Annotated in this window: 17 protein-coding genes; 13 read left to right on the plus strand and 4 right to left on the minus strand. The window is 57.5% G+C overall.

Going from position 1 to position 15,299, the window contains the following annotated elements:
* Positions 1 to 29: 29 nt before the first annotated feature.
* Both ybfE and ybfF read right to left on the minus strand, forming a co-directional pair.
* Entirely contained in the window at positions 30 to 305 is a 276-nt protein-coding gene (gene ybfE / locus LAC65_RS04510; protein WP_039383184.1) for a LexA regulated protein, read from the minus strand.
* Between the two features lie 158 nt (positions 306 to 463).
* The gene (ybfF, locus tag LAC65_RS04515) at positions 464 to 1,228 is read right to left on the minus strand and encodes an esterase (protein WP_039383185.1); all 765 of its coding nucleotides are present in this window, start codon (positions 1,226 to 1,228) and stop codon (positions 464 to 466) included.
* Between the two features lie 243 nt (positions 1,229 to 1,471).
* Here ybfF and seqA point away from each other — a divergent pair, with 243 nt between their 5' ends.
* Both seqA and pgm read left to right on the plus strand, forming a co-directional pair.
* Positions 1,472 to 2,014: a replication initiation negative regulator SeqA gene (gene seqA, locus LAC65_RS04520; protein ID WP_039383187.1), complete on the plus strand. Its 543-nt coding sequence runs from the start codon at positions 1,472 to 1,474 to the stop codon at positions 2,012 to 2,014.
* A gap of 25 nt (positions 2,015 to 2,039) precedes the next feature.
* Positions 2,040 to 3,680, plus strand: a complete 1,641-nt coding sequence (gene pgm, locus LAC65_RS04525; RefSeq protein ID WP_039383189.1) for a phosphoglucomutase (alpha-D-glucose-1,6-bisphosphate-dependent) — start codon at positions 2,040 to 2,042, stop codon at positions 3,678 to 3,680.
* Positions 3,681 to 3,719: 39 nt separating this feature from the next.
* Here pgm and kdpE read toward each other — a convergent pair whose 3' ends face one another.
* Positions 3,720 to 4,394: a two-component system response regulator KdpE gene (kdpE, locus tag LAC65_RS04530; RefSeq protein WP_039383191.1), complete on the minus strand. Its 675-nt coding sequence runs from the start codon at positions 4,392 to 4,394 to the stop codon at positions 3,720 to 3,722.
* A gap of 237 nt (positions 4,395 to 4,631) precedes the next feature.
* Between kdpE and LAC65_RS04535 the strand changes: the two genes are divergently transcribed.
* From LAC65_RS04535 to nei, 11 genes are all read left to right on the plus strand, one after another.
* Complete coding sequence (locus LAC65_RS04535; RefSeq protein WP_039383193.1) at positions 4,632 to 4,832, plus strand: YbfA family protein; 201 nt, start codon at positions 4,632 to 4,634, stop codon at positions 4,830 to 4,832.
* 148 nt (positions 4,833 to 4,980) lie between these two features.
* Positions 4,981 to 5,937, plus strand: coding sequence for a YbgA family protein (locus LAC65_RS04540; protein WP_039383196.1), 957 nt, complete (start codon positions 4,981 to 4,983; stop codon positions 5,935 to 5,937).
* A gap of 12 nt (positions 5,938 to 5,949) precedes the next feature.
* Entirely contained in the window at positions 5,950 to 7,377 is a 1,428-nt protein-coding gene (phrB, locus tag LAC65_RS04545; protein ID WP_039383198.1) for a deoxyribodipyrimidine photo-lyase, read from the plus strand.
* Between the two features lie 18 nt (positions 7,378 to 7,395).
* Complete coding sequence (locus tag LAC65_RS04550) at positions 7,396 to 8,139, plus strand: type 2 GTP cyclohydrolase I (RefSeq protein WP_039383201.1); 744 nt, start codon at positions 7,396 to 7,398, stop codon at positions 8,137 to 8,139.
* Positions 8,140 to 8,293: 154 nt separating this feature from the next.
* Entirely contained in the window at positions 8,294 to 8,953 is a 660-nt protein-coding gene (pxpB, locus tag LAC65_RS04555) for a 5-oxoprolinase subunit PxpB (RefSeq protein WP_039383204.1), read from the plus strand.
* Positions 8,947 to 9,879, plus strand: a complete 933-nt coding sequence (gene pxpC, locus LAC65_RS04560; RefSeq protein ID WP_039383205.1) for a 5-oxoprolinase subunit PxpC — start codon at positions 8,947 to 8,949, stop codon at positions 9,877 to 9,879. Before pxpB ends, pxpC begins: the two co-directional genes overlap by 7 nt.
* A complete protein-coding gene (gene pxpA, locus LAC65_RS04565) occupies positions 9,869 to 10,606 on the plus strand; it encodes a 5-oxoprolinase subunit PxpA (RefSeq protein ID WP_039383208.1) in 738 nt (245 codons plus the stop codon). Before pxpC ends, pxpA begins: the two co-directional genes overlap by 11 nt.
* Positions 10,607 to 10,665: 59 nt before the next feature.
* Positions 10,666 to 11,394, plus strand: a complete 729-nt coding sequence (locus LAC65_RS04570) for a DUF969 domain-containing protein (protein WP_039383210.1) — start codon at positions 10,666 to 10,668, stop codon at positions 11,392 to 11,394.
* Positions 11,394 to 12,410: a DUF979 domain-containing protein gene (locus tag LAC65_RS04575; RefSeq protein ID WP_039383212.1), complete on the plus strand. Its 1,017-nt coding sequence runs from the start codon at positions 11,394 to 11,396 to the stop codon at positions 12,408 to 12,410. Before LAC65_RS04570 ends, LAC65_RS04575 begins: the two co-directional genes overlap by 1 nt.
* 7 nt (positions 12,411 to 12,417) lie before the next feature.
* The gene (pcp, locus tag LAC65_RS04580) at positions 12,418 to 13,065 is read left to right on the plus strand and encodes a pyroglutamyl-peptidase I (RefSeq protein WP_039383214.1); all 648 of its coding nucleotides are present in this window, start codon (positions 12,418 to 12,420) and stop codon (positions 13,063 to 13,065) included.
* A 12-nt stretch (positions 13,066 to 13,077) separates the two neighbouring features.
* Entirely contained in the window at positions 13,078 to 13,866 is a 789-nt protein-coding gene (gene nei / locus LAC65_RS04585; RefSeq protein WP_224144842.1) for an endonuclease VIII, read from the plus strand.
* A gap of 71 nt (positions 13,867 to 13,937) precedes the next feature.
* Here nei and LAC65_RS04590 read toward each other — a convergent pair whose 3' ends face one another.
* Complete coding sequence (locus LAC65_RS04590) at positions 13,938 to 15,221, minus strand: citrate synthase (RefSeq protein ID WP_039383219.1); 1,284 nt, start codon at positions 15,219 to 15,221, stop codon at positions 13,938 to 13,940.
* Positions 15,222 to 15,299 lie beyond the last annotated feature (78 nt).

Raw genomic sequence — 15,299 nt, forward strand, 5'->3', positions numbered from 1 at the left:
TTTGTGTTCCAGTGTGCGGTCTGCATAAATTATATGAGTTTGAGCTGCGTCAGCAGCATCTGCTCAATCAGCTCGCTGCGGCTGATATTTTGCTGCTCAGCCAGCGTATTGAGCGCGTCAACCGCTTCGCCGGACATTTTGAGCTCCACGCGCCGTAGCCCACGAACCTTATCGCGTTTAAGCTGATTGCGCTTATTAATGCGCAGCTGCTCATCGCGCGACAGCGGGCTGGTTTTCGGGCGGCCCGGTCGTCGCTCGTCTGCAAAGAGATCAAGCGTGGTACGGTCTGTCTGTTCTTTTGCCATGATTTGCGAAACTGAGTGGGCGCGAACGGCGCCGCGCGATTAAACACATTATCGGCCAGCCACAGTGTCTGACCACCGTGGCAAAATTTTAGCGCGACATCATACTCCAGCGTCAGACGTGACGCCAATCTTAAACATAGCGCAGTAAGCTTTTGCTTTCAGAGCGTAAAAAAGCGCCGCACGGCACGTAACACGGCATCAGGCTTCTCTGCATGCACCCAGTGCCCGGCACCGGCAATGACCTGCGCCCGCGCCTCAGGAAACTGGGCCAGCAGCGCGGCCCGATAGTGATTATCCAGATAAGGAGAGTCGCCGCCGCGAATAAACAGCGCCGGATGAGCCGAGGCGGGAATAGGTTCCCAGCCCGATATCGTCGCGTAGTTATCCCATAATACCGGCACGTTGAACCGCCATTCTCCTTCAGCAAAGGACTTCAGGATAAACTGAATGATCCCCTCTTCAGGGATAAACTGTCGCATCACCGCTGCGGCTTCACTGCGGCGCGTCACGCCGGCGGCGGATACCGCGCGAATCGCCGCAAAGATCTCATCGTGCCGGCGCGTCTGATAGTCAACGGGAGCGATATCAATCAGCACCAGCTTGCCAACGCGTTCAGGCGCCAGCGCACTCAGTGCCATAGCGATTTTGCCCCCCATCGAGTGGCCAATCACATCAACCTGCGTGATCTGCTGCGCATCCAGTGTATCAACCATATCCTGCGCCATTGCAGCATAGCTCATGCTGTTGCTGCGCGCCGATAAACCGTGGTTGCGCACATCCACCTGCAGCGTAGTACGCGCATCGGCTACGCCACGCGCCAGCCCGCCAAGGTTATCCAGGCTGCCGAACAGGCCATGGATAAGCAAAACCGGTGCGCTGTGAGAATCAGATTGTGCAGTTTGCAGACGGGCATTCAAAATCATGGCTAAAGTTCTTACAGTTGAGAGCGTGGGTTAGGGTATCATGATTCTACCTGTCCGGGTGGCGGTCGCCAGGTATTAGGGCATATTCTGACTTTTGCCCGTAAACGTTGCCAGCGCTATCAGCTATTGCGGATTTAACTTTATAATCAATATGTCAGATCCCAGGCTCTCTGCGTGCCCGCTACCGGTAAGGGCGTTGCAGAATGCGGGATTCTGCTAGTTGCCAGACTCGTACGGAATAAGATGAAAACGATTGAAGTTGACGAAGAACTCTACCGTTATATTGCCAGCCACACGCAGCACATCGGTGAAAGCGCCTCAGACATACTGCGTCGCATGCTGAAATTTACCGCCAGCTCGCGCGCTGCAGCAGCGCCAGCAGTAACGGCCCCGGTAAAAGAGGCGACAGCAGCAGCAGAGCCTGAAGCGCGTCCGCAGGACCGCGTGCGTGCCATGCGCGAGCTGATGCTGTCAGATGAGTATGCCGAGCAGAAAAAAGCGGTTAACCGCTTTATGCTGATTTTGTCAACGCTCTATCGTCTCGATCCTGATGCATTTGCCGATGCTACCGCATCGCTGCAGGGACGTACGCGCGTCTATTTTGCCGGTGATGAGCATACGCTGCTGCAAAATGGCACGCATACCAAACCTAAGCATGTGCCAGGTACACCTTACTGGGTCATCACAAACACCAATACAGGCCGTAAATGCAGCATGGTGGAGCACATCATGCTGGCTATGCAGTTCCCTCCGGAGCTGACAGAGAAAGTTTGCGGCACCATTTAAACTGAAGCGTCAGGGAGAAGCGCCAATGGCCAATCACCCCCGTGCCGGGCAGCCTGCCCAGCAGAGCGATTTGATTAACGTTGCACAATTAACCTCGCAGTATTACGTCCTGAAGCCGGATGCGGCTAACCCGGACCATGCGGTGAAATTTGGCACATCTGGCCACCGCGGCAGCGCGGGACGTCACAGCTTCAATGAAGAGCACATTCTGGCTATCGCACAGGCGATCGCCGAAGAGCGCAAAAAGAACGGTATTACGGGTCCATGCTACGTGGGCAAAGATACGCACGCGCTCTCTGAGCCCGCTATTCTGTCAGTACTGGAAGTGCTGGCGGCGAACGGTGTGGATGTCATCGTGCAGCAGGATAACGGCTACACGCCAACGCCCGCTATCTCCAATGCTATTCTGGAGCATAACAAACGCGGCGGCGCGCAGGCTGACGGCATTGTGATCACCCCTTCACACAATCCACCGGAAGATGGCGGCATTAAATACAATCCGCCAAACGGTGGGCCGGCTGATACCAACGTCACAAAAGTGGTGGAAGATCGCGCTAACCAGTTGATCAAAGGCGGTCTGCAGGATGTGAAACGTCTGCCGCTGGATCAGGCGTGGCAGAGCGGCCACATTGTTGAGCAGGATCTGATTCAGCCTTATGTTGAAGGACTGGCGCAGGTTATCGACTTCCCGGCGATTCAGAAAGCGGGACTGAAAATTGGCGTAGATCCGCTTGGCGGCTCAGGTATGGCTTACTGGCAGCGTATCGCTGAGCATTACAACCTCGATCTGACCATCGTTAATGACGCTATCGACCAGACCTTCCGCTTCATGCATCTGGATAAAGATGGCGTGGTGCGCATGGACTGTTCATCAGAGTGCGCGATGGCGGGTCTGCTGGCGTATAAAGACAAGTTTGATCTGGCCTTCGGCAACGATCCCGATTATGACCGTCACGGTATTGTCACGCCAGCTGGCCTGATGAATCCAAACCACTACCTGGCCGTCGCTATCAACTATCTTTTCCAGCATCGTCCGCAGTGGGGTAGTGATGTTGCCGTGGGCAAAACGCTGGTCTCCAGTGCGATGATCGACCGCGTGGTTAATGATATCGGGCGCAAGCTGGTAGAAGTACCGGTGGGCTTTAAGTGGTTCGTTGATGGCCTGTTCGACGGCAGCTTTGGCTTTGGCGGCGAAGAGAGCGCGGGGGCTTCCTTCCTGCGTTTTGATGGTTCAGCCTGGTCAACGGATAAAGATGGCATTATTCTCTGCCTGCTGGCCGCTGAAATCACGGCGGTGACCGGTAAAAATCCGCAGCAGCACTATGATGAGCTGGCGGAGCGCTTTGGTGCGCCAAGCTACAATCGTCTGCAGGCGTCTGCGACCTCGGCACAGAAAGCCGCGCTGTCAAAGCTGTCACCAGAGATGGTCAGCGCTGATACGCTGGCGGGCGATCCGATTACCGCACGCCTGACGGCTGCTCCGGGTAACGGCGCATCTATTGGCGGACTGAAAGTCATGACGGAGAACGGCTGGTTTGCCGCGCGTCCGTCCGGCACTGAAGATGCTTACAAGATTTACTGCGAAAGCTTCCTTGGCGCTGAGCATCGCGAGCTGATTGAGAAAGAAGCGGTGGAAATTGTCAGCGAAGTTCTGAAGAACGCCTGAGGGTGATACCGTGAAAAGGGCCGCTGCTGCGGCCTTTTTTTATGGCATAAAACGGTAGCCGATACCGGTTTCCGTCAGCAGGTGAGCAGGCTGCGTCGGGTTTTCTTCGAGCTTCTGACGCAGGTGGCCCATATAGATGCGCAGATAGTGGCTGTGTTCCACCGCATTGGGGCCCCAGACCTGATTCAGCAGCTGGCGCTGCGTCAGCACCTTGCCGGCGTTATTCAGCAGCAGACTGAGCAGGCGAAACTCGGTTGGCGTCAGATGCACTTCCTGACCGCTGCGGGTGATACGGCGTGCAGCAAGGTCAACGCAGACTTCACCAAACAGCACGCGCGCATCGGGCTGACTGCCCTGATGACGACGTAAAGCCACCCGCACCCTGGCCAGCAGTTCGCCAATGCCAAACGGTTTTGTCAGATAATCATCCGCACCCGCGTCCAGCGCTGCGATCTTATCCTGCTCGTCACTGCGGGCTGAAAGCACAATAACCGGCATAGTGCTCCACTGGCGTACTTCACGAATAAACGCGATGCCATCACCGTCAGGCAGGCCGAGATCGAGGATCGCCAGATCGGGCTTGCGCGTTGCCGCTTCAATCAGACCACGCTGCAGCTGTTCAGCTTCGACAATTTTTACGCCTTCGCTCTCTAACGCCAGGCGTACAAAACGGCGGATCTCTTTTTCATCTTCCACAATCAAAATGGTTGTCACGTGGGCTCCTGCGACACGGTTTTCTCTACTTTAGCAATAAACCGCAGCGGCGTCCGCGCAGCGATTTACCCCAATAAAATAACCCGTTATTCACACTGTTGTAACGCCATTCTTTGAAGCGGAAAAATGGTCAAAAAAAGTTCAGAATAAGTGGTCTGATGAGTAGCAAAAGTGAGCAGCCAGGAGTAATATTTGCGGCAGATCACACTTTACAACAGATTGCTCAGGAGGAACGCAATGGATAAACGCTATTCACTGCCAAAAATCGTTATACGGCGCACGCTGGTGCTGATTGCAGGCGTTGCGGCGCTTCCTTTTATGCTATTCCGCCGCGATCGTGCGCGTTTTTATAGCTACCTGCACCGCATCTGGTGCAAAACCAGTACCCAGCCGGTATGGCTGGCGCAGTCCGAAATCGCTGGCGGTATTTACTGGTAACAGAGTTTTTCTGACTGAGGCGGACGCTTTTACCCGAAGCGGCCGCTTTTTTTGACAAAATTTTCCTTATAGCGCCTGCTACATCCTGCCATTCATCGTCATTTGCGCTACACTTAAACCTCTACAAGATTCTGGAGGTTGTACAAGTATGAGCGAGAAAATTCCTGTCGGCATCAGTGCCTGCCTGCTCGGGGATAGCGTCCGATTTGATGGCGGCCACAAGCGTTTTGCCTTTGCAACGGACGAACTCGCGCAATTTGTGCGCTACGAGCCCGTCTGTCCTGAGATGGCTATCGGCCTGCCCACACCGCGTCCGGCATTGAGGCTGGTGAAGCAAGGCGACGATCAGATCCATATCTGTTTCAGCAAAGATGACAATCAGGAAGTCACCAGCGAAATGCGCAGCTGGTCAGCGGAGCGCGTCAAATCGCTGCACCATCTTTGCGGCTATATTCTCTGCGCCAAATCACCCAGCTGCGGTCTGGAGCGGGTGCGCGTTTACGATCCTGCCACAAACAATAATCGCAAATCGGGCATCGGCATCTTTACCTCTTTTTTACAGCAGGAGATGCCCTGGCTGCCGCTGGAAGAGGATGGCCGCCTGCACGATCCGGTTCTGCGCGAAAACTTCACCGGGCGCGTATTTGCGCTGCATGAGTTCAACGAAATGTGGCGCAGCGGACTGACGCGGCACAAACTGATCGCCTTTCACAGCCGGTACAAACTGCTGCTGCTGTCGCACGCGCAGGATGCCTATCGCGAACTGGGACGCTTTGTGGCCGCTATGGATAAATGGGCGTCGCTGGAAGAGTATGCGTTTGAGTACCGTAACCGGCTGATGCAGCTAATGTCGCATCGCGCATCGCGCCGCAATCATACTAATGTGCTGATGCATGTACAGGGCTATTTCCGGCCAAAACTCAGCTCTCCTCAGCGTCAGGAACTGGCGCAGCTGATCGATCGCTATCGCTGTGGCGTTCAGCCGCTGCTGGCCCCTATTACTATGCTGAAACACTACATGGCTGAGTATCCGCATCCCTGGCTGGCGCAGCAGCGCTATTTCGATCCCTACCCGGAAGCACTGCGCCTGCGTTACGGACAATAAGGACAAGGCCCCATGACCACACACCTGCTCTGGCTGCGCAACGATCTGCGTATTAACGATAACAGCGCGCTGGCTGCAGCGTGTCATGATAAAAAGGCTGACGTCATGGCGCTGTTTATCGCCACGCCGAAACAGTGGCGGCAGCACAGCATGTCAGCAAAACAGGCGACCTTTATTCATCAGAACCTGTGTGAGCTGCAGCAGGCGCTGGCGGAACGCGGCATTCCGCTGCATTTTCATCAGTGCGATGATTTTGCTGCTTCGGTTAATTACCTGAGCGACTTCTGCAAAACGCATCGGGTGGATGCGCTGTTTTACAACTATCAGTATGAAATTAACGAGCGCGAGCGCGACGCTGCCGTCGAAAAACAGCTGGATGAGCAGGGTATTACATGTCAGGGATTTGATGACAGCCTGCTGCTGCCGCCGGGTAGCGTGCAGACCGGCAATAATACGACGTTCAAAGTCTTCACGCCGTTCAGCAAAGCGTTTGTAAAACGGCTGCAGCAGGGGATGCCAGAGTGCCATAGCGCTCCTGCCGCGCGCGGTGATGCGCCGCTGAACAGCCTGAAAAAGATCCCCGCATTTGATTATCCGACTGAAAAACCCGATGAAAAGCTGTTTCCGGCCGGCGAACAGGCGGCGTTAAAACGCCTGCGCGCCTTCGCCAGACAGCCGGTACTGGATTATCCCTTAGAGCGCGATACACCTGCCAGCGACGGGACCAGCCAGCTGTCAGCCTATCTCTCAACCGGCGTACTCTCACCCCGGCAGTGTCTGCATCGGATTGTGAAAGAGCATGCTGATGCGCTGAAAGGAGGAAAAGCCTTTACCTGGATCAGTGAGCTGATCTGGCGGGAATTCTATCGCCATCTGATCGTGGCCTATCCGGCGCTCTGTAAACATCAGCCGTTTATCGACTGGACCCATCACGTCAGCTGGCAGAAAGACAGCGCCCATTTTGATGCCTGGAAAGCGGGCAAAACCGGCTATCCCATCGTTGATGCAGGTATGCGCCAGATGAACAGCATTGGCTGGATGCACAACCGGCTGCGCATGATCACCGCCAGCTTTCTGGTAAAAGATCTGCTTATCGACTGGCGGCAGGGCGAGCGTTACTTTATGGAACAGCTGATTGACGGTGATTTCGCTGCTAACAACGGCGGCTGGCAGTGGGCAGCCTCTACCGGCACCGATCCCGTTCCCTATTTCCGTATCTTCAACCCGACAACCCAGGGTGAACGGTTCGATAAGCAGGGCGCATTTATCCGGCAGTGGCTGCCGGAGCTGAAAGATGTGCCCGACAGCGATATTCATCAGCCGCACGTCTGGGCGAAGAAAAATAACAAGAAACTCGATTATCCCCTGCCAATCGTGGAACATAAGGCGGCACGCAAAAAGACATTAGACGCCTTTGAACGCGCACGCGGCGCGGCCTGAGGCGATGACGGAGCCTTTATGAATAACATTGAGCTGGAAAAGATCGTTAACCAGCAGCTAAACAGCAGCGCGTTTAGCGACTATGCACCTAACGGACTGCAGGTTGAGGGACGCAGTGAAGTCAGAAGAGTGGTTACCGGCGTTACGGCCTGCCAGGCGCTGCTGGATGAAGCGGTAAAGCGGAATGCCGATGCCGTTCTGGTACACCACGGCTATTTCTGGAAAAACGAAGCCCCGGCAATAAAAGGCATGAAACGACAGCGTCTGCGCACGCTGCTGGCTAACGATATTAATCTCTATGGCTGGCATCTGCCGCTGGATGCGCATCCGCAGCTGGGGAATAACGCGCAGCTGGCGCGCCTGTTTGATATCGACGTCAGGGGTGAAATCGAGCCGCTGCTGCCCTGGGGTGAGCTGCGCACGCCGCTCAGCGGCAGCGACCTGGCAGAAAAAATCGCGCAGCGCCTGGGACGCACGCCGCTGCACTGCGGTGATAACGCACCCGCGCTGATCAAACGCGTGGCCTGGTGCAGCGGCGGTGGTCAGGGCTTTATCGACAACGCGGCCGCGGCCGGCGTTGACGCCTTTATTACGGGCGAAGTCTCTGAGCAGACCATTCACAGCGCGCGCGAACAGGGGCTGCACTTTTTCGCCGCGGGCCATCACGCGACCGAGCGCGACGGTATCAAAGCGCTGGGTGAGTGGCTGGCGCAGCATTACCACCTCGATGTTACCTTTATCGATATCGACAATCCTGCCTGATTTTTCTCTCTCTGCGTCCGCTCGCCGGGCGCAAACTGGTTGACACATCTCCGCCACTTTTGCATAACCTATTGAACCTGAGCAGCTATGTGAAAGGTTTATCGTGCCGCAGCACGTCTGCCGGCGCGCGTTATTCACGATCGGGAGGTGGGTTTTGCAACAGGCACGTTGTTATTTACTGGGAGAGCGGGCGGTTGTACTGGAACTGGCGCCGCCGGTTTCGCTCGCCAGTCAGCAGCGCATCTGGGGATTATGTGAACGACTGCAGCAGGATGAGCAGGTGCAGGAGGTGATCCCCGGTATGAACAACCTCACGCTGATACTGCGCGAGTCACAAATTGATGCGCAGGACGCCATTGAGCGTCTGCAGCGCTGGTGGGAAGAGGGTGAAGAGCAGCTGCAGAATAATCCCCGGCTGATTGAGATCCCGGTGGTGTATGGTGGCAGTGCCGGACCCGATCTGTCAGAAGTGGCAGATCGCGCCGGGCTGACGCCGCCGCAGGTGGTAGAGCTGCACAGCAGCGCAGACTACATTGTCTATTTTCTTGGCTTCCAGCCTGGTTTCCCCTATCTGGGCGGCCTGGATACGCGACTGCATACGCCGCGTCGCGCCGAGCCGCGCGTGGCCGTCCCGGCTGGTTCAGTGGGGATTGGCGGCAGTCAGACCGGTATCTATCCGCTGGCTGCCCCCGGCGGCTGGCAGCTGATTGGCCATACGCCACTCAGCCTGTTTGATCCGCTTAAGCAGCCGCCCACGCTGATGCGCCCCGGCGATCGCGTTCGGTTTGTGCCGCAGAAGGAGGGCATATGCTGAATATTTTACGCGCCGGGTTAATGACCTCGGTACAGGATCGCGGGCGGCACGGCTGGCGTCAGCTGGGCGTCAGCCTGAGCGGTGCGCTGGATGAGCCCTCCATGCGTACCGCAAATATGCTGGTGGGTAACAGCGAGAACAGCGCGGTACTGGAGATTGTGCTGGGTCAGTTCAGGGCGGAGTTTCAGCGCGACGGCTGGTTTGCGCTGACGGGAGCCGCCTGTAACGCTGAGCTGGATGGCAAGCCGGTCTGGACCGGATGGCGCCTGCCGGTGCGGCGTGGTCAGGTTCTTACGCTATCCATGCCAACCAGCGGCATGCGCAGTTATCTGGCGGTAAACGGCGGGTTTGCGGTAGCAGAAATGCTGGGCTCGCACAGCACCGATCTGAAAGCTGCGTTTGGCGGCTGGCAGGGCCGCAGGCTGCAGGATGGCGATCGTCTGCCGCTGGGCGAGCCAACCCGCCGCTTCAGCCAGCCGGCGGGCGTGCGCCAGCTGCTGTGGGGGAACCGCATTCGTGCGCTGCCGGGTCCGGAATATAGCGAATTTACCCAGGAGGCGCAGGAGGCATTCTGGCGTAACCCGTGGAAATTGAGCCCGCAGAGTAACCGTATGGGATATCGCCTGCAGGGCGACAGCCTGCAGCGGACCGCCACGCGCGATCTGCTCTCACATGGTCTGGTGCCTGGCGTGGTGCAGGTGCCGCCAAACGGTCAGCCTATTGTGCTGATGGCGGATGCACAGACCACCGGCGGCTATCCGCGGATCGCCTGCATTATCGAGGCGGATATTTATCAGCTGGCGCAAATCCGGCTCGGCGAACCGATTCACTTTATTCCGTGCACGCTGGAAGAGGCGCTGCTGGCGAAACAGCAGCAGCAGCGCGCGCTGGATCAGATAGCCTGGGGGCTTACGCATGAAAATTGATCTGAATGCCGATCTCGGCGAAGGCAGCAGCAGCGATCGGGAACTGCTGATGCTGGTAAGCTCTGCCAATATCGCCTGCGGTTTTCACGCCGGTGATGCGCAGACCATGCTGCAGTCGGTGCGCTGGGCCAATGCGTCAGGGGTGGCGATTGGCGCTCATCCGGGCTTTCCCGACCGCGAGAACTTCGGTCGCACGGCGATGCAGCTGCCGCCGGAGACAGTCTATGCCCAGATGATCTATCAGATTGGCGCGCTGAAAAGCATGACGGAAAGTGAAGGCGCGCGGCTGTTTCACGTTAAGCCGCACGGCATGCTTTATAACCAGGCCGCCGCCGATCCGCAGCTCGCTGACGCGATTGCCCGGGCAGTACGGGCGGTGGATGCTCAGCTTATTCTGGTTGGCCTGGCGGGCAGCGAGCTGATTGCGGCAGGTGCCCGGTATGGCCTGCGCACCCGCGAAGAGGTGTTTGCCGATCGCGGCTATCTGGCGAGCGGGGCGCTGGTGCCGCGCAGCCAGCCAGGCGCGCTGATTGAGGATGCCGGCCAGGCGCTGGCGCAGACGCTGGCTATGGTAAAGCAGCAGCAGGTGCAAAGCGTGAGCGGTGAGTGGGTCGCCGTCAACGCGGAGACGGTCTGCCTGCACGGTGATGGCGCACACGCGCTGCAGTTTGCCCGTACGCTGCGTGCCGCGTTTGCTGCTGAGCAGATTGCCGTCAGCAGCGCATAACGTCCCTTTTTCGCCCGGCCTGCTACGGCCGGGCTTTTTTGTTTTCAGTGAGGAAAATCATGGAAAACGTTGTCAACCTCTGGCCCCTGCTGGGGATCCTGGCCATCATTATTGGCTTTTTATTACGCTTTAATCCGGTGCTGGTGGTAATCGTCGCGGGCTTTGTTACTGGCCTCGCGGCGCAGATGCCGCTCGGCGACATTCTGGAAAAACTCGGTTCCGGCTTTCTCAATACGCGCAATCTGCCGCTGATCCTGCTGCTGCCGCTGGCGGTAATCGGATTGCTGGAACGCCACGGGCTGAAAGAGCGTGCCCAGAGCTGGATTGCGCAGATCAAAACTGCCACCGCCGGCCGTCTGCTTATCGTTTATCTGTTTGTGCGCGAAGCAACCGCCGCGCTGGGGCTGACCAGCCTGGGCGGCCATCCGCAGATGGTGCGTCCGCTGCTGGCACCGATGGCGGAGGGGGCGACGGAGAACCGCTATGGTGAGGTTTCGCCGGAGATACGTCACCGGCTGCGCGCCATGTCTGCCGCAACGGATAACGTCGGCCTTTTCTTTGGTGAGGATATCTTTGTCGCGTTCGGCGCGATTATCTTTATGCATAACTTTATGCAGGAATCAGCCGGCATTACCACCGAGCCGCTGCATATTGCGCTGTGGGGCATCCCGACCGCGCTGTGCGCCTTTCTTATCCACTCGGCCCGGCTGGTGCGGCTGGATCGCCAGCTGTCGCGTGAGCTGGGTGCGCTGAATCAGCAGGCGCTGCACGCCAGGGAGGAGAAGTAATGTTTCAGCAACAATATCTGATGTGGCTGGCAGGGGCGATTCTGCTGGTGGTGGCGCTGCTCTCCTGGGGAGACCGCGCCAATCCGCGCCGTCTGACCACCGGTCTCTTCTGGGCGCTCTATGGCCTGATTTTTCTGATTGGTGATGGCGCTTATCAGCTGGCAGGGCAGTGGGCCGGCGACGCTGAGCTGGGCCGCCGCTGGCTGCATATTGCCACCGGGGTGGTCGTGGTTGTGATGGCGCTGATCGCCGGCTGTGGTGGGGTACGCCTCGGGCGCTATCATCAGCGTACGGATGAGGAGAAACAGGCCAGCGCCAGACGGCTGGGCAATAAGCTGTTCTTACCCGCCCTGGCGATACCGCTGGTTACGGTGATTGGCGTACTGGCGTTTAATCATATTCCCGGACTGCAGGAGCAGGTGTTTGGCGCGGGCAACCACGCTACGCTGGTGACGCTGTTTTCAATGATGGTGGGCTGTATTCTGGGCTGGCTGATTGCACTGGCGTTTACGCGGGAAAAGCCGCTGCAGTCGATGCAGGAGACACGGCGCCTGCTGGATGCGGTAGGCTGGGCGTTTATTCTGCCGCAGATCCTCGCCACGCTGGGGTTGCTGTTTACCAGCGCCGGCGTCGGCAGCGCGATTTCGCATCTCACTGAACACTATCTGGCGGTGGATAACCGGCTGATTGCGGTGGCGGTCTATGCCGGAGGAATGGCGCTGCTGACGATGGTAATGGGCAACGCCTTTGCCGCGTTCCCGATTGTGACGGCCGGCGTCGGCATCCCGATTCTGGTGCTGCAGCATGGCGGAAACCCGGCCGTCATGGCGGCGATCGGCATGTTTTCCGGCTACTGCGGGACGCTGATGACACCGATGGCAGCAAACTTCAACATCGTGCCCGCGCGCCTGCTGGAGCTGCCGGATAGGAATGCGGTGATCAAGGCTCAGGTTCCTACCGGTGTACTACTCTTGTTAGTGAATATTTTCCTGCTCTACTTCCTGATGTTTTTGTGAGGCAGTAATGAAAACGGTGTTGTTAACGGCTTTTGAGCCGTTTGGCGGTGAGCGTCTCAATCCTTCCTGGGAGGCGGTGCGCGACTTTGACGGTAAAATGCTGGCTGGCGTGCGGGTAGTGGTACGCCAGCTGCCGGTGGTGTTTGCAACCTGCGGTGCGGTGCTGACTGACGCGCTGACTACGCTGCAGCCCGATGGCATTCTCTGCGTGGGGCAGGCGGGCGGTCGCTGCGATATTACGCTGGAGCGGGTAGCGATCAATATTCACGATGCGCGTATCCCCGATAACCAGCAGCAGCAGCCGGTGGATGAGCCGGTCGTAGCGGGAGGCCCGGCGGCCTACTTTGCCACGCTGCCCATTAAAGCGATAGTCGCCTCGCTGCGGGAGGCAGGCATTCCCGCCTCGGTTTCGCAAACGGCCGGCACCTTTACCTGCAACAGCGTGATGTACTCTCTGCTGCACTGGCTGCACACCCACGGCAGTCCGGCACGCGGCGGATTTATGCACATTCCCTGGATGCCGCAGCAGGCGGTGAATCATCCTGGCGCGCCGAGCATGTCCGTTAGCAGCGTGACGCAGGCGCTGGAGATCGCCATTCAGGTCATGATGAACACCCATGACGACATCCGTGTTGCGGGTGGCGCAACACACTAATCAGGAGTCTGTATGCCAGAGGGACCGGAGATCCGCCGGGCGGCGGATCAGCTGGAAGCCGCTATCGTGGGCAAGCCCCTTACCGATGTGTGGTTTGCTTTTCCATCGCTGAAAACCTATGAGCCCGCCTTGCTGGGCGAAACGGTTAACGCTATTGAAACGCGCGGTAAAGCGCTGCTGACCCACTTCTCTAATGGCCTGACGCTTTACAGTCACAATCAGCTCTACGGCGTCTGGCGGGTCGTTGCCGCAGGCACGCAGCCCGCGACCACCCGGCAGCTGCGGGTGCGGCTGGAGAGCGCCGATAAAGCCATTCTGCTTTACAGCGCGTCTGATATTGAACTGCTGAATGCGGACACGCTCGGTGCACACCCGTTTCTGCAGCGCGTCGGGCCGGATGTGCTGGATGCCACGCTGACCGTCACGGAGGTGCGCGAACGCCTGCTTTCGCCGCGGTTCCGGCGCCGGCAGTTCAGCGGCCTGCTGCTGGATCAGGCTTTTCTGGCCGGGCTGGGTAACTATCTGCGGGTGGAGATCCTGTGGCACGCCGGACTGCGCGCGCAGCACCGGGCGCAGGATCTGGATGACGCTCAGCTCGACAAGCTCAGTGACGCGCTGCTGGCGATCCCGCGTCTCTCTTACAAAATGCGTGGCAGCATGAAGAAGTATCATGAAGAGGCGGCGTTTCGCTTTGAAGTCTTTCACCGGCAGGGCAAAAAGTGCCGGCGCTGCGGTACGCTGATTGAGAAAGGCGTGCTCTCATCACGTCCTTTTTACTGGTGTCCGGGGTGCCAGCTGTAGCCAGACGTGGGCAGATTGCGGGCAAAAGAAAAGGGCAGAAGAATCTGCCCTTTTTTATGGCGTGACGGCGCTTATTTTTTCAGCGCTGACTCAAACGGACGCTCGGTATAACCGGTATAGAGCTGACGCGGACGGGCAATTTTCATGCCTTCATCGTGCATCTCTTTCCAGTGTGCAATCCAGCCAACGGTACGCGCCATCGCAAAGATTACGGTAAACATTGAAGAAGGGATGCCCATCGCTTTCAGAATGATGCCGGAGTAGAAATCGACGTTTGGATAGAGTTTACGCTCGATAAAGTAGGGGTCGTTCAGCGCAATGTGTTCCAGCTCCATCGCCACTTCCAGCAGGTCATCTTTCATACCCAGCTCATTGAGCACTTCATGGCAGGTCTCACGCATCACGGTGGCGCGCGGATCGTAGTTCTTGTAAACGCGGTGACCAAAGCCCATCAGGCGGAACGAGTCATTCTTATCTTTAGCACGGCGCACAAACTCCGGAATGTGCTCTACGGTGCTGATCTCTTCCAGCATACGCAGGGTAGCTTCGTTGGCGCCGCCATGTGCCGGCCCCCAGAGTGAAGCGATACCGGCCGCGATACAGGCAAACGGGTTAGCCCCGGATGACCCTGCGGTACGTACGGTAGAGGTGGAGGCGTTCTGTTCGTGATCGGCGTGCAGGATCAGAATACGATCCATCGCGCGCTCAAGCACCGGATTCACTTTGTACTCTTCACACGGTGTGGCAAACATCATATGCAGGAAGTTGCCGGCATAGGAGAGGTCGTTACGCGGATAAACAAAAGGCTGACCGATAGAATATTTGTAACACATGGCTGCCATGGTAGGCATTTTCGACAGCAGGCGGAACGCAGCGATTTCGCGATGGCGCTCAATGTTTACATCCAGCGAGTCGTGATAGAACGCGGCCAGCGCACCGGTTACGCCGCACATAACGGCCATCGGGTGTGAGTCACGACGGAAACCGTGGAACAGACGGGTGATCTGCTCGTGAATCATGGTGTGACGGGTAACGGTCGTGCAGAACTCTTTGAACTGCTCCTGAGTAGGCGCTTCGCCGTACAGCAGGATATAACAGACTTCCAGATAATTTGAGTGGGTCGCCAGCTGGTCAATCGGGAAACCGCGATGCAGCAGAATGCCTTCATCACCATCAATAAACGTTATTTTGGATTCACACGACGCGGTAGAGGTAAAGCCGGGGTCAAATGTAAACAGGCCTTGTGAGCCAAGGGCGCGGACGTCAACAACATCCTGTCCCAGCGTGCCTTGCATCACATCCAGTTCAAGCGTGTTGTTGTCTTGTAGGGTCAGCGTCACTTTTTTATCTGTCATTTTTCGTCTCCATAGCGCCTGGGTAAGTAAGGATCTTTAGACACCAGAATAGTTCGCATGTTGCGTAACACCACTCGC

The organism is Pantoea eucrina (assembly GCF_020079945.1).
Taxonomy (GTDB): domain Bacteria; phylum Pseudomonadota; class Gammaproteobacteria; order Enterobacterales; family Enterobacteriaceae; genus Pantoea; species Pantoea eucrina.